The following is an 18234-nucleotide window of genomic DNA, read 5'->3' as shown; positions in this document are numbered from 1 at the left end:
CCGATATGAGCGAGCGACACGACGTGATTGTTCTCGGCGTCGGAGGAACGGGAAGTGCGGCAGTCGCACAGCTGGCCGACCGCGGCGTCGACGTACTCGGCCTCGAGCGTTACGACGTTCCCCACGACGGCGGCTCCGTCAACGGTCTCCTCCGGCCGCTCAGACTCACGGACATCGAGGATCCGGCTGACGTTTCGTTGCTTCGACGAGCCGAAACGCTGTGGCGCGATCTCGAGGCCGATCACGACAGACGGTTGCTGTACCGAACAGGATCGATCGACACCGGGCCCCGCGGACGTTCGCTCGTCGAGGAGGCGAAACTCGCCTGCGAAGAACACGACCTCGAGTACGAGCTTCTCTCGGGCGAAGGTCTTACGGATCGGTACCCAGCCTATCGACTTCCGAACGGCTACGAGACGGTCTATCAGCCGGAGGGAGGATTTCTCCGTCCCGCCGAATGCGTCGTTGCTCACGTCAACCGCGCACACCGCCTCGGTGCAACGATTCGTGCCCGCGAACGTGTCGTGAATTGGCGGCCCCTCGACGGCGGCGTCCGGGTCGAGACCGACCACGACGCCTACGAAGCCGACCGCCTCGTCGTTACCGCGGGTGCGTGGACTCCCGCGTTCGTCGATGCGCTCGATGGGATCGTTACCTCCGAACGACAGGTTCTCACGTGGCTTCAGCCGGAAACGCCCGGCCACTTCGCACGGGATCGGTTCCCGATCTGGAGAGTCCAGACCCCTTCGGACCTGTTCTACGGATATCCAACGGACAGCGCGCCGGGAGCCACGTTCGGCCGGTCTACGAACCGTAACGAAGTCAGAGATCCCGACGCGTTCGAACACGAACCGACCCAGGCCGACGAGCGGCCGCTTCGCGAGTTCGCTCGCGAGTACTTCCCCGCCGGAGCTGGACCGACGATGCGAATGGAAAGCGGATTGGCTATCACCACGCCGGACGATCGGCTCCTGGTCGATACGCTCCCCGAGCATCCACAGGTGGCGATCGGCGTCGGTCCGTCCGAGAGCGGGTTTGCATACGCGAGCGTGCTCGGTGAAATTCTGGCCGACCTGACCCTGGAGGGCGAAACGGACCACGACGTCGAGCGGTTTTCGATCGATCGAGCATAGCAATCCTTACACTCGAGACGTTCGTAAGGCGCCTGTGGACAGAATTCTCCTCAGTACCGTCGCACACCGTTCGCCGGAGGAGGTCTTTCCGTACGTTCGGTCGTTTACCGACTATCCGCGGTACGCAGACCATCTGAACGCGGTTTCCGTTCACGGTGACGGGAACAGCGGCTCGGTCTACGATCTCCACTTCGAGTGGTGGATGCTCGGATACACCGCCAACTCGAAGGTGATCGACGTCTCGCCACCGGACTCTCTCGAGTGGCGACTCGTCAACGACGTCGACGCGCGGGGAGAGTGGCGCGTCGAGTCCGAACCCGAGGCCGCGCCCGCGACGGCAGAAACGGCCAGCCGGATCTTCTTCGAGGCCGTCTACGACCCGTACTCGGCCGATACGAACGCGATCTCGCTGCCGCGGTTCGTCTCGATCGACTGGGTGGTCGAAAAGGTACAGCCACGGCTGCTGTCCGAAGCGGAAACCGTCGTCGAACGGCTGGTCGCGGACATCGAAGGAACGCACCGCGACGTCGAGTTGACGGTTCACCATATGCCGTAGCGCGACACGACGTAGGAGGACGATACACCGTACAGACGACACGACGTAGGTGGGTGTGCGCACGCGGATGCAAGAGCGGGTTTCTGAAGCGATGTCGATCGGCGTCTCGATCGTCCTGTCCTCTCAGCCCGAACACAATCCACTTGGTACTCCGGATGGTACGTCGCGACGATGAGCCGGATACGTCCCCGCTCGTATCGGCGTCGATGCCGTTCGTGGGTGGTCGGCCGATGCGCGTAATCATCGTCGGTGCCGGCGAAGTCGGCACCAACATCGCTGATTCTCTCGAGGAAGATCACGACGTCGTCGTGATCGATCGGGACTCCGATCGAGTCGAGTCGATCACGTACGACCTCGACGTGCTGGCGATCCAGGGAGACGGCACCTCCATCGAGACGTTACAACGGGCGGGTCTGGAGGAAGCGGAGATGGTGATCGCGAGTACCGACGGCGACGAGACGAACATCGTCGTCTGTGGGGCCGCAAAGACCGTCGGCGATCCGTTCACGATCGCCCGCGTGAAAAAGACGAACCTCCTTCGCACCTGGGAAGGGGCGACGAACGCCTTCGGCGTCGACTTCATGGTCTGTACCGATCTACATACCGCACAGACGGTAGTCGACATCGCCGGCCTTCCGGACGCCCGTGACGTCGACAGTTTTGCCGACGGCCTGGTCCGGATGGCCGAGTTCGAAATCGATCCCGAGAGCCCCGTCGCGGGGGAGACGATCGCAGAAGCCGACCGTTTCGAGTCGTTGACGTTCGCGGCGATCCTTCGGGACGACGACATCGTTGTCCCGAAAGGCAACACGGTGATCCAGGCTCACGACGCGGTCGTCGTCATCGGCTCCGTCGAAAGCGTCCGAGAGTTCGCCGGCGGGCTGACCCCGACGCCGACCCTCGAGCAGGCAGACGAGATCGTCATCGTCGGCGGCAGCGAGATCGGCTACCAGGCGGCCCGCCTGTTCGAAGCCGAAGGGCTCGAGCCACGGTTGCTCGAACGCGACCACGAGCGTGCTCGCGAACTGGCCGAACGACTCCCGGAGACGCTCGTCCTCGAGAGCGACGCGACCGACATCGATTTCCTCGTTCGCGAACACGTCGATGATTCAGATATCGTCGTCGCCGCCCTCGATAGCGACGAGAAGAACCTCCTCGTCTCGTTGCTCGCCAAGCGGATCGGCGTCGAACGAACGCTCGGAATCGTCGAGGCCGGCGAGTACGTCGACCTCTTCGAGACGGTCGGCATCGACGTCGCGATCAACCCTCGCGTCGTGACCGCAGAAGAAATCACGCGGTTCACCCGCGAGCAACGGACCGAGAACCTCGCGATGCTCGAGCACGACCGGGCCGAAGTCCTCGAAATCGAGGTCGATCGCGACAGCCTCCTGTTCGGCAATCGGATTCGAAACGTCACCAGTGAACTCCCCGACGGCGTCGTCATCGGAGCGGTCACCCGCGGCGAAGAGCTGATCACCCCGCGCGGTGAAACGGTTCTCGAACTCGGGGATCACGTCGTCGTCTTCGTCGATACCGACGTTCTGGACGAGGTTTCGGCCGCACTCTAGACGAGGTTTCGGCCGCACTCTATGCGAGTTGACCGTCCCGATCGCGGCTGATGCTCACGGTTTGTGAGCGGGACTTCCTGCCAGAACAGCTAGTTATGTCTGACGTACGTTTATATGTCAGGGAACGTCCCTAGAACGTATGTCGAACAACCGCGTCGAGCAGCTCGAATCGACAGTTGCGGAACTCGAGTCGACGGTGGACGGATTGACGAGCGAGCTTATCGAGGCGAAAGAGCGCATTCGCGTGCTCGAGGCCGAACTGGACGAAGAGACGCCGACGCGTGTGCCCGACCGTCGCAACGGCGAATCGGAGAGTGCGGACAAGTCGGACGGAACGTCGGAGGCAGCGCCGGACGACGTCGCGGAGGCGGCCGCCGACGCGGACGATGGTGCCGGTGACGAAGCGGAAGACTCAGGTACCGACGACATTATTGTCGCATAACTGCACGGCGACGATGAAACGGTCCACACGGCCCGTCGACTCATCGTCCGTTTCCCGCTGTTGACGGAGGTCTCGAGGAGAGAATGTACATCAAGGCAGTCGTTCTGGACGATTTCAAGAGCTTCGGCCGGAAGACGAAAATCCCGTTCTACGAGGACTTTACGGTCGTTACCGGACCGAACGGCTCCGGAAAGTCGAACATCATCGACGCCGTTCTCTTCGCGCTCGGTCTGGCTCGAACCCGTGGCATCCGCGCGGAGAAACTGACTGACCTCATCTACAACCCCGGCCACGAGGACGGAACGGATAGCGCCGGGCCGCGCGAGGCGACCGTCGAGGTCGTCCTCGACAACGGCGACGCCACGCTCGATCGATCACAGGTCGTCAACGCCGCCGGAAGCGAAGACGTCGGTGAGGTCGACGAGATCCGTATCCGCCGCCGAGTCAAAGAAACCGAGGACAACTACTACTCCTATTACTACCTCAACGATCGATCGGTCAACCTCTCTGATATCCGGGATTTACTCGCACAGGCCGGCGTTACGCCGGAAGGATACAACGTCGTCATGCAGGGCGACGTGACCGAGATCATCAACATGACGCCACACGCTCGTCGGGAGATCATCGACGAGATCGCCGGCGTTGCCGAGTTCGACGCCAAAAAAGAAGACGCGTTCGCGGAACTCGAGATCGTCGAAGAGCGGATCGACGAGGCCGAACTCCGAATCGAGGAGAAACGCGACCGCCTCGAACAGCTCGACGACGAACGCCAGAGCGCGCTTCGGTACCGCAGACTCCGGCGCGAAAAAGAGGAGTACGAGGGGTATCGGAAGGCGAGCGAACTCGAGGACAAACGCGCCGATCTGGAAGGTGCCCGCTCGCGCGTCACCGATCTCGAAGACGACCTCGAGGACCACAACCGAGAGCTCGACGAACGGCAGGGGGCGGTCGTGCGCCTTCAGGAGGATCTCGAGGACTTAAACGCCGAAATCGAACGCAAAGGTGAGGACGAACAGCTCAGAATCAAAAGCGAGATCGAGGAGGTCAAAGGCGACATCTCTCGGCTCGAAGATCGGATCGACGCGAGCGAAGAACAGATCGAGGACGCAGAATCGAACCGACGCGAAGCCTTCGTCCAGATCGACCGCAAGCAAGAACGGATCGACGACCTCGAGTCCGAGATCCGCGAACACAAACTCGAGAAGGCGTCGATCAAGACCGAGATACAAGAACGCGAGGCCAGGCGCGACGACCTCGAATCCGAGATCGACGCCGTCGATACCGAGTTCGACGACCTCAAAGCCGACCTCGCGGCGCGAAAGGACGATCTCGAGGAGGCGAAAACGGAGAAGAACGATCTTCAGCGCGAGCAAGACCGTCTCCTCGACGAGGCACGTCGCCGGTCGAACACGATCAGCGAGAAAGAGCGAACGATCGAACAGCGTCGGGAGGAACTCCCCGAGATCGAACGCGAGCGCAGCGACCTCGAGCGCGAACTCGAGAAGGCCCGAAAGAACAGCGCGAACATCGCGGGCGTCGTCGACGATCTGAAAGACGAAAAGCGACGGGTCCAGGCCGAGATCGACGAGATCGACGACGATCTCCAGGCGAAACAACAGGAGTACGCAGAGCTCGAGGCGAACGCGGGCGAGAGCGGGGATTCCTCGTTCGGACGCGCCGTGACGACGATCCTCAACGGAGGGATCGACGGCGTCCACGGCGCAGTCGCCCAGCTCGGAACCGTCTCCGGCGAGTACGCCGTCGCGTGTGAAACGGCAGCGGGCGGGCGGCTTTCGAACGTCGTCGTCGACGACGACGTCATCGGTCAGCAGTGTATCGACCACCTCAAGTCCCGGAACGCCGGACGGGCGACGTTCCTCCCGATGACGGAGATGAGCCGCCGCGGACTGCCGAACGCCCCGACGGATCCGGGCGTCGTCGGCTTCGCCTTCGATCTGGTCGACTTCGACGAGCGCTACGCCGGGATCTTTTCGTACGTTCTGGGAGATACGCTCGTCGTCGAAGACATCGAAACCGCTCGTGCGTACATGGGCGACTACCGAATGGTGACGCTCGACGGCGACCTCGTCGAGAAAACCGGCGCGATGACCGGCGGATCCGGCAGCGGCTCTCGCTACTCCTTTACCGGCGGCGGCGAGGGGCAACTCGAGCGCGTCGCGAAGGCGATCACCGAGTTACAGGACGAGCGAGATTCCCTGCGCGAGGAGCTTCGGGACGTCGAGGGCCGACTCGACGACGCCCGCGACCGAAAGACCGACGCGGCCGACGACGTTCGCTCGATCGAAGCCGAGATCGACGCCCTCGACGAGCGACGCGAGTCGATCGAAGCCGAGATCGACACGCTCGAAGACGAACTCGTCGAGCTTCGCAACGAACGCGAATCCGTCGACGACCGGATGAACGAGATCTCGAGCGACATCGACGAGCAGACGGCGGAGATCGAAGCGATCGAAGCCGACATCGAGGATCTCGAGAGCGAACTCGCGGAGTCGAAGATTCCCGAACTCACGGCCGAAATCGACGACCTCGAGGCCGAAATCGACGAACGCGAAGATCGAATCGACGCGATCGACGGCGATCTCAACGAACTCGGTCTCGAAAAGCAGTACGCCCAGGATGCCATCGAGGACCTCCACGACGACATCGAGACGGCCCAGAACCGCACGGCGGAACACGAAACGCAGATCGAAGAGTTCGAGGGGGCTATTCGGGACAAACGGGAGATCCTCGAGGACAAACGCGAGTCGATCGCGGATCTCGAAGAGGAGCTCTCGGAACTCAAAGCAGAACGGAACGACCTGAAAGACGAACTCGCGGACGCACGAACGAGACGCGATCAGCAACAAGATCGGGTCAACGCGGTCGAGAGCAAACTCGAGAGCGAGCGCGAGCGCGAGAGCAACTTAACGTGGGAGGTCGAAAGCCTCGAATCGGAGGTCACCGAGTACGATCCCGAGGACGTTCCGGATCACGAGGCCGTCCTCGAGATGATCGACCTGCTCGAGGCGGATATGGAGGCGATGGAACCGGTCAACATGCTCGCGATCGACGAGTACGACGACGTTCGGTCGGATCTCGACGACCTCGAGGACGGACGGGCCACGCTGGTCGAAGAAGCCGACGGGATCCGCGAGCGAATCGACCAGTACGAATCGCAGAAGAAACAGACGTTCATGGACGCCTACGAGGCGATTTCGGGCCACTTCACCGAGATCTTCGAGAAGCTCTCGGAGGGAACCGGAACGGTACACCTCGAGAACGAGGAGGATCCGTTCGACGGCGGACTCACCATGAAAGCCCAGCCGGGTGACAAGCCGATCCAGCGCCTCGATGCGATGTCCGGCGGGGAGAAGTCGCTGACCGCACTGGCGTTCATTTTCGCGATCCAGCGCCACAACCCGGCCCCATTCTACGCGCTCGACGAGGTCGACGCCTTCCTCGATGCCGTCAACGCGGATCGGATCGGGGAGATGGTCGAGGAACTCGCAGACAGCGCGCAGTTCGTCGTCGTCTCGCACCGCTCGGCCATGCTCGACCGATCGCAGCGAGCGATCGGGGTGACGATGCAACAGGACAACGTGAGTGCGGTGACCGGGATCGATCTCAGCAGTGAGGAGGTGCCCGCCGATGACTAGCGACGAACGGAGTTCCTCGGAAACGCGATCGAGGGGCGACGCGAGCGGGGGCCCGGAGACGACGGAGCGGTCTTCGAGGCTACGGACGGACGGCGGTGACGACGTTCCGCTGAACATCGCCGGCCACGAGGACCGCGAGCCGCCGGGCGTCTCGAGCGACGACGGTGGGACGCTCCTCGAGTTCTCCGAGGACGGTGCCGGGACGAGTTCGGGCTCGAACGGGGGGGACGAAGACGACGAAAACGTCGAGCCGGTCGAATTGCTCGTCCAGTTGGCCAAAGACGGCGAGATCGATCCGTGGGACATCGACGTGGTCCGGGTCACGGACAAGTTCCTCGAGGTGCTCGACGATGCGGATCTCCGGACGTCGGGCCGGGCACTGTTCTACGCGAGCGTCCTCTTGCGGATGAAAAGCGACGAGCTGTTCGCACCGGACGAGCCCGACGAGGAGGAATTACCGCCGTGGGAGGCACCGTTCGCTGACGACGCTGGGGCAACCGGAGAGAGCGGCGATCATCCGCCGGGGTTCGATCCGATCGAGGGACTCGAGGCCGAAATGGAGCGTCGACTCGAGCGAAAGCAGGCTCGCGGCAAGCCGGAGACGCTCGACGAGCTGGTTCGCGAACTCCGGAGTGCCGAACGCGGCACCTGGTGGAAAGAATCCCGGAGTTACGATACGAGTAACTCACCGAGCGGGTACGACCGGGGCGTCCAGGAGCTTTCCTATCACTCCGAAGACCAGTTCCGGATCGACGACGAGCCGACGAGCGACGACGTGACCCACACGACACACGAAGAAGACATCGAAACGGTCATCGACGGCGTCGAGAGCGTACTCGAGGACCACTACGAGAAGGGACGCGACGAGGTGCTGTACGCCGAGATCGACGAGACGGGCGGCTCGCGCGTGATGACGTATCTCGCGCTGTTGTTCCTCGCCCACCGCGGCCGAATTCGACTCGAGCAGGACGAACTGTTCGGTGACCTCTGGATTCAGGAGGCGACGCTCGAGGCGGAGCCCGAAGAGGCGATCGCGGACTGACGCCCGTGTCGAAAGTATTATTCCCATCTCGACAGTGGTGAGTGACGAATGACACGACCGGCTCGTAGTCGAAGCGCCGGCGACGGACTCCGGCGGATCGCGGACTCCCTGGGGTTTGCGCTGCTGTGGTGCTGGATTCTGGTTTCGGTGCTCGTCGTCCCGACGATAGTCGGCTTCTGGTGGATCGGTGTGCTCCTGTTCGTTCTCGGGCTCATCGTCTGCTGGCAGGCCGCCGAGGCCTCGAGGGATCCGGTCTATACGATCGGTACGAAACGCGACGTTCGGACCGGTCAGGTCGACACGGCTGGCGTCGACTGTGACGAGTGCGGTCGATCGGCCCACGGTGGCGAGTTCCGCCGATACGAGCGACGACGGGTGCTCTTTGGCACGACGATCGCGGTACTCGAGTCCGGCGAGAACGTTTACTGCGAGCAGTGTGTGGTCGAGCCGCGCGAACGGATCGAGCCCACCCGCGACCGGTCGGATCCCGGTGCGGACACGAGCGACGAGCGCGATGGGGACTTCCCGGAACTCGAGTCGGAGCGCGTCTGAGAAGTCGCTCGAGGGGGAGTATCGATCGATATACTGAGGGACGATCGGACGCGCGTGACTTCGTCATTGGTCACCGATATCACATATCAGAAGCGATCAAGTAGGCCGAGTTACACTGTTTCGATATGTCCTCCGCTGGCGAGCCGGACGAGGGAAACCTGACGGAGGGCTCTCTCGTTCGTCCGATGTTTATGCTGGCCTGGCCGCTCGTGGTTATTCAGCTGTTGCAGGTCGCCTACAACGTCGGTGACACCTTCTGGCTCGGCGCGCTCTCACCGGATGCGGTTGGTGCGGTCAGCCTCGCGTTTCCCCTCCTGTTCTTGCTGATCGCGATCGGTGGCGGGTTTACCACCGCCGGCGCGATCCTCATCGCCCAACACACGGGTGCCGAAAGCGGCAAGGACGGTCTGATCGCGGGACAGACGCTCTCGTACATCTCGTTGATCGCGGTCGTTCTCGGCATCGTCGGCTACTTCGCGACCGATCCGATGCTCGCGCTCCTCCCCGCCGACCCCGAGACGGAGGCGGCGATCGTTCCACTCGCCGCCGAATACCTGCGGATATTCTTCCTCGGGCTTCCGTTCGTCTTCGGTTTTTACGTCTTCGTCGCGCTCATGCGGGGCTACGGGAGCACGCGGGCTCCGATGCGAGTGATGCTCGTCAGCGTGATCATCAACCTCGTCATCGATCCGCTCCTCATCTTCGGCGTCGGTCCGCTTCCCCGCCTCGAGATCGCCGGGGCGGCGGTCGCGACCGTACTCTCACGGGGCGTGGCGACGGCGCTCGGGTTTTACATCCTGTACTACACCGACGTGGGACCGGACGTCCAGGCGAGCCACCTCAGACCGCGCCTCGAGTACGTCACCGAGATCACGCGACTGGGGGTCCCAACGGCGCTCGAGCAGTCGATGACGGCGCTGGCGATGGTCACGATGACCGCCATCGTCGTGACCTTCCCGCCGGCGGTCGTGGCAGCCTACGGCCTCGGAAACCGGCTCATCTCGCTCGCGTTCTTGCCGGCGATGGGGATGGGACAGGCGATGGACTCGATCGTCGGACAGAACCTCGGTGCCGACAGGCCGGAGCGTGCGTCGTCAGCGACGTGGCTGGGGGCGGCCGTCGTCGGCTCGATCATGGCCATCGCGGGACTGATCGCGTTCCTCTTTCCGGAGCCGTTCGTTTCGGTGTTTCTCACGGCCGAAGCCGAGGGACGAGCGGCGACTATCGACTACGGCGTGACCTACCTTCAGTTCGCCGCGTTCGCGTTCGTCTTCATGGGCGTCATGCAGGTGTTCCTGGGCGCGTTCCGGGGTGCCGGGAACACGAAGACGGCGCTCGTCTTCGCCGTCCTCGGGCTGTGGATCGTTCGAATTCCGGCCTCCTACTACCTTATCTTCGTCGCCGGGTGGGGGACGACCGGCATCTGGATGGGGGTCGTCCTGGGCGACGTCGTCGGCGCGATCGCGGCGGTCGCCTGGTTCAGCCGCGGGACGTGGAAGGAATCGATCGTCGACAACTCGACCGACGAATCCGGAACGGAAACGGACGGGACGAGCGCCGCGGCGGAGGGCGAGTCCGTCGCGGAGTGATCGGTTCGTTCCGGAGAGTGGAGACGGCCGGTGTGCTCGTCGACCGGCGAGACGGTCGGTCCAGTCGTCGCGTTCAGCAGCACCTATACGCGACGGCTCCCGTGGTTCGAGTATGATCGACGGACCTTCGTCGGCGCTCTCGGGAGCGCTGTTCTCCACACCATCCCTCCAGTTCGCCAGCGTGGATATCCTGTTCGCTGGCGCGGAGGAGCGCGCACGCGAGTTGCTCTCCGAGAGCGACGGCATCGGACAGTACTTGCTCGTCTTTCTCCTGGCAGCCACGCCGCTTCTCGAGATACTCATCGTCATACCGATCGGCGTCGCCCTCGGATTGAACCCGATTCTCGTCGCCAGCGTTGCGTTCGCCGGAAACGTGATGCCGGTGTACGTCCTGCTCGTCGCGTCCGACCGCGTCCGTTCGATGCTCGCCGCTCGACGATCGGATTCGCCCCCGTCGAAACGAAGACGGCGGGCAAAACGGGTCTGGGACTCCTACGGACTCCCAGGGTTGGCGTTGAGCGCACCGATAGTAACCGGCGTCCACGTCGGTGCGCTCATCGCCGTCGGCTTGGGTGCGACACGCCAATCAGCGATCGTCTGGATGACCGCGAGCATCGCACTCTGGACCGTCGTCATCACCGTCCTCTCGGTGACCGGAGCGACGTTCCTCTCGGGGCTGCTCTGACGGTCGTATCCCGACCGCTCACTCGGAGCGCAACGCCCACTCGCCGGAGCGGTGCATCTCGATGACGTCTCGCCGTTCCATCTCCGCGAGGACTTCCGGCACCCGGTTGGGCTGAGCGATCTCCATCTCGATGCGCTCGACGCTGTGATACTCTGCGAGGTAGTGTCTGATCTCGTCGGGCGTAAACGTCTCCTGATCGGCGCGGTCCATCGCGCCCGTGATCAGGTCGATCATGTCCTCGAGGAAGTTCCACGGGTAAACGACCCAGGTCCACTCCTCGAGTCGCTCCCCGATGTAGTCCGGTTCGAACTCGCTGGTCTGAAGGAGCTGAAGCGTCGCGGTACGGACCTCGCCCGCGTTGCGGTCGTCGACGTATTCGAAGGCTCGCTCGATCGATCCGCCGGTATCTGCGATGTCGTCGATGACGAGGACGTCTTTTCCCTCGACGCTGCCTTCGGGCATCGGATATCTGACGGTCGGCTCGCCGGTTTTCTCCGCCGTTCCGACGTAGTGTTCCATCTTCAGGCTCGTCAAATCGTCCAGCCCGAGGAAATCACAGAGACACCGACCCGCGAACCAGCCGCCCCGCGCGAGGGCGACGATGACGTCGGGTTCGAACTCGTCGCGGCGGACCTCGTCGCTGACGTCCCGACAGAGGCTGTAGATGTACTCCCAGTTCGTGATCGTGCAATCGAAATCGTCCGGTAGATCGGACATCGGATGGCCACCTACTCGAGCATCTGGGCGGCAATCCCCATAAGTGGGCTGATACGTACCGGTGTAGCTGCGTACCGATGCGATCGCAGACCGTTCGTGGCCCACTGGAACGGACTGGGAGTGATTCGTCTAATACGGCCCGAGTAACATCCGAAAAACATGTCTGGAATGTATGATACGACACTCGCCGTCTCGATAGCACATCAGCTAGTTATTTATAACTGGATAATACAACCTAGTTATTGATGGCGAACACGCAGATCGCAGCCGCCCGTTCGGGAGAGATCACGACGGAGATAGAACGCGTAGCCGAACGCGAGAACCGCGATCCGGAGTTCGTTCGCGAGCAGGTCGCGGAGGGACAGGCCGTGATTCCGGCGAACAGAAACCACGACGCGCTCGATCCGATGATTATCGGTCGCGAGTTCTCTACGAAAGTTAACGCGAACATCGGCAACAGCGAGACGACGAGCGACCTCGAGACCGAACTCGAGAAACTCCACACCGCGGTTCACTACGGAGCGGATACGGTGATGGATCTGGGAACGGGAAGCGACTTAGACGAGATCCGCGAGGCGCACGTCGAACACTCCCCGATTCCGATCGGGACGGTGCCGCTGTACGAGGCCGTCAAACGGGCCGAGAGCCCCGAAGAGATCACGACGGAGCTGTTGCTCGCGGTCATCGAAAAGCAGGCCGAACAGGGCGTCGACTACATGACGATCCACGCGGGCATCCTCGCGGAACACCTGCCGCTGACCGACGGGCGGAAGACGGGGATCGTCTCCAGGGGCGGCTCGATCATGGCGCAGTGGATGGAAGAACGCGGCGAGCAGAACCCGCTGTTTCGGGTCTACGACGACATCTGTGAGATTTTCGCAGAGCACGACGTGACGTTCAGTCTCGGGGACAGTCTCCGGCCGGGCTCGCTCGCGGACGCCTGCGACGAGGCGCAGTACGCCGAACTCGACACGCTCGGCGAGTTGACCAGAATCGCTTGGGATCACGACGTTCAGGTGATGGTCGAAGGGCCCGGCCACGTGCCGATGCACCGCGTCGCTGAGAACATCGCTCGCCAACAGGACGTCTGCGACGGCGCTCCCTTCTACGTCCTCGGACCGCTCGTCACGGACATCGCACCCGGCTACGACCACATCACGAGCGCGATCGGTGCGGCGATGGCGGCCCAGGCCGGTGCAGCGATGCTCTGTTACGTCACCCCGAAAGAACACCTCGGCCTCCCCGAAGAAGAAGACGTCCGGGACGGACTCGCCGCCTACCGGATCGCCGCCCACTCGGGCGACGTGGCCAACGGGTTACCCGGCGCTCGAGACTGGGACGACGCGCTCTCTGAGGCCAGATACGACTTCGACTGGCGAGAGCAGTTCCGCCTCGCGCTCGATCCGGACCGTGCTCGAGACTACCACGATCAGACGCTACCCGGCGACAACTACAAGGAAGCACGCTTTTGCTCGATGTGTGGCGTCGACTTCTGTTCGATGCGGATCGACCAGGACGCCCGCGACGTCGAGGACGGCGAGATGTCCGAACTCGAGACCACGACGGATCTCGAGTCGTCGCCCGCAGCGGAGGTGAACCTGCCGCCGGTCGGCACGCACGACTCGAGCGTCCCGTCGAAAGACGAGACGGGCGAGGATGCGCTGGTCGAGCGGGCGGGTGACGACTGATATCGATCGCACGCTCGCGGCGACGGAAGTGAAAAGAGCGAAGAACGCCGCGCGTCAGCGTTTCGTATGGACACGATTCGGGTCCGTCAGGTCGACGCGTTCACCGACGAACCGTGTACGGGGAATCCAGCCGGCGTCGTCCCGGACGCGGACGACCTCTCGAGGGGCCAGATGCAGGCCATCGCGAACGAGATGGCGCTCAGCGAGACGGCGTTTTTACGGGACAGCGCCGAGGCAGATCGTCGGGTGCGGTACTTCACGCCAGCACAGGAAGTCGACCTCTGTGGTCACGCGACGATCGCCTCGTTCACCCACCTGCGCGAGGAGGGTCTCGATCCGGGAACGAGCACGCTCGAGACGAACGTCGGCGTCCTGGAGATCGACGTCGGCGCGGACGGAACCGTCTGGATGACCCAGGAGGCACCCACGGTTCGCGAGGTCGATGTCGGCTACGCCCGGACCGCCGAGGCGCTCGGGGTGGATCGAGCCGCACTCGAAGGGGCAAGCGACGACATCCCGCTGGCGGTCGCTTCGACCGGCCTTCCGTTCCTTATCGTTCCGATCACGTACCTCTCCGATCTCGGAAACGCCGCGCCGGACATGGACGCGATCGAAGCGCTCACCGATTCGATCGAGGCTACCGGCGTCTATCTCTTTACGTTCGACGCACTCGAGGCCGAATCGACGCTCCACGGACGAATGTTCGCACCCGGTGCCGGCGTTCCGGAGGATCCGGTCACCGGAACGGCAAGCGGTGCGGTCGGTGCCTACCTCGATCACTTCGGCGCGTTCGACGACGATCTGCCCGACGAGTTGCGCCTCGAGCAGGGGCACTACGTCGATCGGCCGGGATCGGTCCGAGTCCGCGTCGATCGAGACGTCCGGGTCGGCGGCCGCGGCGTGACCGTCCTCGACGGCTCGCTGGTCGTACCCGAAGACGACGAAGACGACATTCTCGAAATCTGAACGAACCGCACGGATCCGGTCAGAGTGCCGTCGACGGGCGCGTTCCCCACAACGCCCAAGTCCGTTCGACCGCTACACCGGACGAGGTGAACGGGTTCCCGCGGGAGCCGAACTGACGTGACGAACACGAACACCAGCCGGAGAAACGAACGGCGCGTATCGTCGGTGACGGGCTGGCTCCGGCTGCTTGTTCACGCCAACCTCTTCATTTCGCTGGCGACGGTGAGCGTGGCCGTCACGACGATGGTTCTCGTCGGGCTTTCGCTCGAGTTCTTCCCGCTGTTCGTCGTCTTCGCGGCCACGATGTTCGTTTACACGGTCAACCGATTCACCGATCTCGAGGAGGACGAGCGAAACGTCCCGCGGCGAGCGGCGTTCACGAGACGGTACGGGCGGTTCTGGCTCGCTCTCGGGATCGTCCTCTATCTCGGTGCGATCGCGACGGCGGTCGGACTCGATCTCCCGGGCGCGCTGTATCTGTTGCTCCCGGTTCCCGTTGCGCTGCTGTATTCACTGGGCGGACTGAAACGGATCTTTCTCGTAAAGAACTGCTTCGTCGGCCTCGCCTGGGGTGTGATCCCGCTCGGCGTCGGCTACTACTACGGACAGCTCGCGGATCTCTCCGTCCTGTTTCTGGCGGGGTACGTGACGGTCATGATCACGATCGCCGCCGTGATCTTCGACGTCAAAGACGTGGCCGGCGACCGCGCTGAGGGGATCGCGACGGTTCCAAACAGGCTCGGCCTCCGATCGACCAGACGACTCTCGCAAGCAGCCAACGTGGTCGTCGCGACGGGCGTCATCGGCCTCGTCTGGACCGACGTCCTGACCGGTGAGTTTCTCGTCGTCCTCGCGATGAACGGCTACGTCGCCGGCTACATCCCGTTTGCGACGCCGGATCGAGGGCCGCTGTTCTACGGTTTCGTCGTCGACGGCGAGCACGTTTTCCTCGCCGGGGTCGTCCTCGCGCTCGAGTGGCTCGTGTGGTGAGGATCGGTGAGTCGAACGGCTGCGGTCCAGACCGGACGACGTAATCGGGCTCGCAAATTCGAGCAGATTCAGTCGCGTTCGACCTCCCGCCAGTCGCAGTCCTGACACTTTCGACCGGTGACGAACGCGGTAACGGAGGGCATGTAGCCCACCTCCAGGACGGAGCCGCCACAGTCCGGACAGTCCCGATCCGCCTCCGTAATCGCTTCCGCTTCCATCACCGACTCGCCTTCGATCAGCTCCGCGAGTGACTTTGCCGTGACCATTCGCCCCTGAACGACGCGGTTCTCGCTCACACTCGAGACTGTGTGCGCGACCGGCCTAATACTGTCGGAGGCTCCGAGCTGGCGGCGGAATCGACGCCTACGACGCCGACGAAAACAGCGGCGGCCGGTAGCTGCGCGCAAAAGCGTATAATGGCGGTGTCGGTTACGGACGGCCATGGAAACGCGTTGGGCGACGATCGACGGTGTACACATCGAACTTCCCGCGGACTGTACCGTCGAGCAGCTCAGACAGGCGTTTAGGAAACCCCCGAGTACGGTGCTAGTCGCCGTCACAGGGGATCTCGTTTCCGTCGTCCACGACGAGAACCGGCCACTCTCGGAGATGGTTGCGGGCTGTGCGGACACCTACTACTTCCGGAGTGAGGACGATCAGCGGCGAAACGAGATTCTGGCCGCACCACAGATCGAAGACGCGCTGGTACGGCCCGCCGGGGGTGAGACGACCTTCCAGCGACCCGGTCTCGATCACTGAAGCCCGAAATCACGTGAAGTTGGGGTGGTCGCTGATGTAGCGTGGCAGGTACCGTTTCTTGTTCGGTTTCTGATCGACGTCATCGAGGACGGCGGCCGCGAGTTCCTCGAGGTTCATCTCGCGTTCGTCGTCCTCGCCGCGCAGGTTGATACCGAAGACGGGATCGTCGACTTCGTCGTCGCCAACGACCGCGTAGTAGGGTACCCAGTCCGTTTCGGCCGTCGCGATCCGCTTGCCGACGGACTCGTTTCGCTCGTCGATATCGGCACGGATTCCCGACTCCGTGAGTTCGTCTACGAGCTCGTCACAGAAGTCGACGTGTTCGTCCCCGACGGGGATGAACCGAACCTGCGTCGGGGAGAGCCAGGTCGGCAGACTCGCCGTCTCCTGGCGTGCCGTCTGCTCTAGGAGCGCGGCCATCACGCGCTCGATCCCGCCGCTGGGGGAGTAGTGGAGGATGATCGGGTTGTGGGAGGACTCGCCCGTGTTGTAGGTGATGTCGAAGCGCTCTGCGCTCTCGACGTCGATCTGGACCGTCGGATTCTCGATGGGTCGGCCGAGGGCGTCGATCGCCGCGAGGTCGATCTTGGCCGACCAGTAGTGGTGGCGTTCGGGCAACACCTCGAGCAACACCGGTTCGTCGATGTCCGCGACGACCTCTTCGACCCACTCGCGGTGGTCGTCGAAGAACTCCTCGGTGAGCCGGAAGGCGACGACGTAGTTGAGCCCGAGGTCGGAACTGGACTCGAGCGAGAGGTTCGCCTGTGCCTGGAACTCGTCTTTGGCCTGTTCGATGTCGGCCGTCGCGGTGTGCATGTCTGGCATGGTGAACGCACGCTGGCGCTTGAGTCCCATGACCTCGCCTTTCTGTTCGCGGCGGAACGAGTAGGTACTCATCTCATAGACCCGAAGCGGGAGGTCGTTCTCGGAGATGAACATGTCCCGCATGATCGAGAACTGGCCGAAACAGGCGGCGAATCGGAGCATCATCTTTCGGTTTCCGCTCTCGAAGCGATACTGGCGCTCACCGAACTTGCCGGCGTGTTCGTCGATCGCGCGAACCCCGAGATCGTACATGATCGGCGTCTCGACGGGCATTCCACCGTAATCGACGACGAGATCGTTGACGTACTCCATCAGCGAGTCGCGGACGAACTTTCCGCGCGGGTAGTATCGCAGGTTCCCGACGTCAGAAAGGGGATCGTAGTCGACGAGTTCTTTCTCCTGCATCAACGAAAGATGCGCCGGTTCCTCGCCCTTGCTCGCGGTGACGCCCTCGACTTCGTCCTCGATGAACGCCTGCATGTCCTCGCTCACGCCGGTCTTTCGCTCGAGGGGATCCTCGAGGTCGCCCTCCGGCGTCAGGAGGTGCCACTCGCTCGGCTCGCGCTCTTCGTCTTCGTCCTCGGGCTCGTCCTCGCCGTCGCCCTCGACGTCACCGTGGTGACTCGTGACGTGGCGTGACAGCTCCGACAGCGGGTGGCCCTTACAGGAGATCTCGAAGGATTTGTACCAGCCAAACGGCGCACGGAGGATCTCGTAGTTTTTGGCCTCGAGTTCGGTCTCGAGCGATCGCATGACGGTCTTGGCAGCGTCCGGACTCGCCAGATCCTCGCTGAGATGGGCGTAGGGATAGAGGACGATGTTGTGCGTGTTCAACTGGCCGGTGACGTCTTCCAGTTCTGATACGGCGTTCTGGACGACGCCATCGAGATCGTTTTCGTCGTCCGATTCGACGGTGAGAAAGGCCGTGACGCACTCTTCCATCTCTCCGGACATCGGCACCCCCTCGGTCTCTGCGAGACCGTCCGGACCCGCCGTATCGGTCGTCTCAAACGTTAGATGATCCGAATGAATGAACAACAGTCGCATACTCCATAGAAGGACTCAC

16 protein-coding genes are annotated in these 18234 nt (G+C 63.0%); 13 read left to right on the top strand and 3 right to left on the bottom strand.

The features are described from left to right. Window positions 1–5 precede the first annotated feature (5 nt). From solA to EA462_RS00455, 9 genes are all read left to right on the top strand, one after another. On the top strand, window positions 6–1133 hold the full coding sequence (solA, locus tag EA462_RS00495; protein WP_124176622.1) for an N-methyl-L-tryptophan oxidase: 1128 nt from the start codon (window positions 6–8) through the stop codon (window positions 1131–1133). Between the two features lie 34 nt (window positions 1134–1167). Then, complete coding sequence (locus EA462_RS00490; protein ID WP_124176621.1) at window positions 1168–1689, top strand: SRPBCC family protein; 522 nt, start codon at window positions 1168–1170, stop codon at window positions 1687–1689. Window positions 1690–1919: 230 nt separating this feature from the next. Then, window positions 1920–3257: a Trk system potassium transporter TrkA gene (trkA, locus tag EA462_RS00485; protein ID WP_124176620.1), complete on the top strand. Its 1338-nt coding sequence runs from the start codon at window positions 1920–1922 to the stop codon at window positions 3255–3257. A gap of 139 nt (window positions 3258–3396) precedes the next feature. Further along, on the top strand, window positions 3397–3699 hold the full coding sequence (locus EA462_RS00480) for a DUF7518 family protein (protein ID WP_124176619.1): 303 nt from the start codon (window positions 3397–3399) through the stop codon (window positions 3697–3699). 83 nt (window positions 3700–3782) lie between these two features. Next, complete coding sequence (gene smc / locus EA462_RS00475; RefSeq protein ID WP_124176618.1) at window positions 3783–7355, top strand: chromosome segregation protein SMC; 3573 nt, start codon at window positions 3783–3785, stop codon at window positions 7353–7355. Then, entirely contained in the window at window positions 7348–8397 is a 1050-nt protein-coding gene (locus tag EA462_RS00470) for a segregation and condensation protein A (protein ID WP_124176617.1), read from the top strand. Before smc ends, EA462_RS00470 begins: the two co-directional genes overlap by 8 nt. Before the next feature lie 48 nt (window positions 8398–8445). After that, window positions 8446–8949: a hypothetical protein gene (locus EA462_RS00465; RefSeq protein WP_124176616.1), complete on the top strand. Its 504-nt coding sequence runs from the start codon at window positions 8446–8448 to the stop codon at window positions 8947–8949. Between the two features lie 125 nt (window positions 8950–9074). Continuing rightward, window positions 9075–10538 carry an MATE family efflux transporter gene (locus EA462_RS00460; protein WP_124176615.1) on the top strand — a complete coding sequence of 488 codons (1464 nt, stop codon included), beginning with the start codon at window positions 9075–9077 and terminating at the stop codon, window positions 10536–10538. A gap of 112 nt (window positions 10539–10650) precedes the next feature. Further along, window positions 10651–11223, top strand: a complete 573-nt coding sequence (locus EA462_RS00455) for a small multi-drug export protein (RefSeq protein ID WP_124176614.1) — start codon at window positions 10651–10653, stop codon at window positions 11221–11223. 18 nt (window positions 11224–11241) lie between these two features. On the opposite strand, the gene EA462_RS00450 is transcribed toward EA462_RS00455, so the two are convergent. Further along, a complete protein-coding gene (locus EA462_RS00450; protein WP_124176613.1) occupies window positions 11242–11940 on the bottom strand; it encodes a phosphoribosyltransferase in 699 nt (232 codons plus the stop codon). 245 nt (window positions 11941–12185) lie between these two features. Here EA462_RS00450 and thiC point away from each other — a divergent pair, with 245 nt between their 5' ends. The 3 genes from thiC (at window position 12186) to EA462_RS00435 (ending at window position 15584) form a co-directional block, all read left to right on the top strand. Further along, window positions 12186–13628 (top strand): phosphomethylpyrimidine synthase ThiC, encoded by a 1443-nt coding sequence (thiC, locus tag EA462_RS00445; protein ID WP_124176612.1) that lies wholly within the window; start codon window positions 12186–12188, stop codon window positions 13626–13628. 66 nt (window positions 13629–13694) lie between these two features. Then, window positions 13695–14594 carry a PhzF family phenazine biosynthesis protein gene (locus EA462_RS00440; protein WP_124176611.1) on the top strand — a complete coding sequence of 300 codons (900 nt, stop codon included), beginning with the start codon at window positions 13695–13697 and terminating at the stop codon, window positions 14592–14594. A gap of 117 nt (window positions 14595–14711) precedes the next feature. Then, window positions 14712–15584, top strand: coding sequence for a UbiA family prenyltransferase (locus tag EA462_RS00435; RefSeq protein WP_243641332.1), 873 nt, complete (start codon window positions 14712–14714; stop codon window positions 15582–15584). 68 nt (window positions 15585–15652) lie between these two features. Here EA462_RS00435 and EA462_RS00430 read toward each other — a convergent pair whose 3' ends face one another. Beyond that, the gene (locus tag EA462_RS00430) at window positions 15653–15880 is read right to left on the bottom strand and encodes a DUF5795 family protein (RefSeq protein ID WP_124176610.1); all 228 of its coding nucleotides are present in this window, start codon (window positions 15878–15880) and stop codon (window positions 15653–15655) included. A 145-nt stretch (window positions 15881–16025) separates the two neighbouring features. Between EA462_RS00430 and EA462_RS00425 the strand changes: the two genes are divergently transcribed. Beyond that, a complete protein-coding gene (locus EA462_RS00425; protein WP_124176609.1) occupies window positions 16026–16343 on the top strand; it encodes a hypothetical protein in 318 nt (105 codons plus the stop codon). Window positions 16344–16352: 9 nt separating this feature from the next. Here EA462_RS00425 and EA462_RS00420 read toward each other — a convergent pair whose 3' ends face one another. Continuing rightward, on the bottom strand, window positions 16353–18215 hold the full coding sequence (locus EA462_RS00420; RefSeq protein WP_124176608.1) for a threonine--tRNA ligase: 1863 nt from the start codon (window positions 18213–18215) through the stop codon (window positions 16353–16355). Window positions 18216–18234 lie beyond the last annotated feature (19 nt).

Source organism: Natrarchaeobius halalkaliphilus, assembly GCF_003841485.1.
In the GTDB taxonomy this organism is placed as follows: domain Archaea; phylum Halobacteriota; class Halobacteria; order Halobacteriales; family Natrialbaceae; genus Natrarchaeobius; species Natrarchaeobius halalkaliphilus.
This window is presented reverse-complemented; position numbering and strand designations above follow the sequence as displayed.

Coding starts and splice junctions, on each gene's coding strand:
- thiC (WP_124176612.1), top strand. CDS start 12,186: ATGGCGAACACGCAGATCGCAGCCGCCCGTTCGGGAGAGATCACGACG.
- smc (WP_124176618.1), top strand. CDS start 3,783: ATGTACATCAAGGCAGTCGTTCTGGACGATTTCAAGAGCTTCGGCCGG.
- EA462_RS00420 (WP_124176608.1), bottom strand. CDS start 18,215: ATGCGACTGTTGTTCATTCATTCGGATCATCTAACGTTTGAGACGACC.
- EA462_RS00455 (WP_124176614.1), top strand. CDS start 10,651: ATGATCGACGGACCTTCGTCGGCGCTCTCGGGAGCGCTGTTCTCCACA.
- solA (WP_124176622.1), top strand. CDS start 6: ATGAGCGAGCGACACGACGTGATTGTTCTCGGCGTCGGAGGAACGGGA.
- EA462_RS00450 (WP_124176613.1), bottom strand. CDS start 11,940: ATGTCCGATCTACCGGACGATTTCGATTGCACGATCACGAACTGGGAG.
- EA462_RS00470 (WP_124176617.1), top strand. CDS start 7,348: ATGACTAGCGACGAACGGAGTTCCTCGGAAACGCGATCGAGGGGCGAC.
- trkA (WP_124176620.1), top strand. CDS start 1,920: ATGCGCGTAATCATCGTCGGTGCCGGCGAAGTCGGCACCAACATCGCT.
- EA462_RS00460 (WP_124176615.1), top strand. CDS start 9,075: ATGTCCTCCGCTGGCGAGCCGGACGAGGGAAACCTGACGGAGGGCTCT.
- EA462_RS00480 (WP_124176619.1), top strand. CDS start 3,397: ATGTCGAACAACCGCGTCGAGCAGCTCGAATCGACAGTTGCGGAACTC.
- EA462_RS00465 (WP_124176616.1), top strand. CDS start 8,446: ATGACACGACCGGCTCGTAGTCGAAGCGCCGGCGACGGACTCCGGCGG.
- EA462_RS00440 (WP_124176611.1), top strand. CDS start 13,695: ATGGACACGATTCGGGTCCGTCAGGTCGACGCGTTCACCGACGAACCG.
- EA462_RS00425 (WP_124176609.1), top strand. CDS start 16,026: ATGGAAACGCGTTGGGCGACGATCGACGGTGTACACATCGAACTTCCC.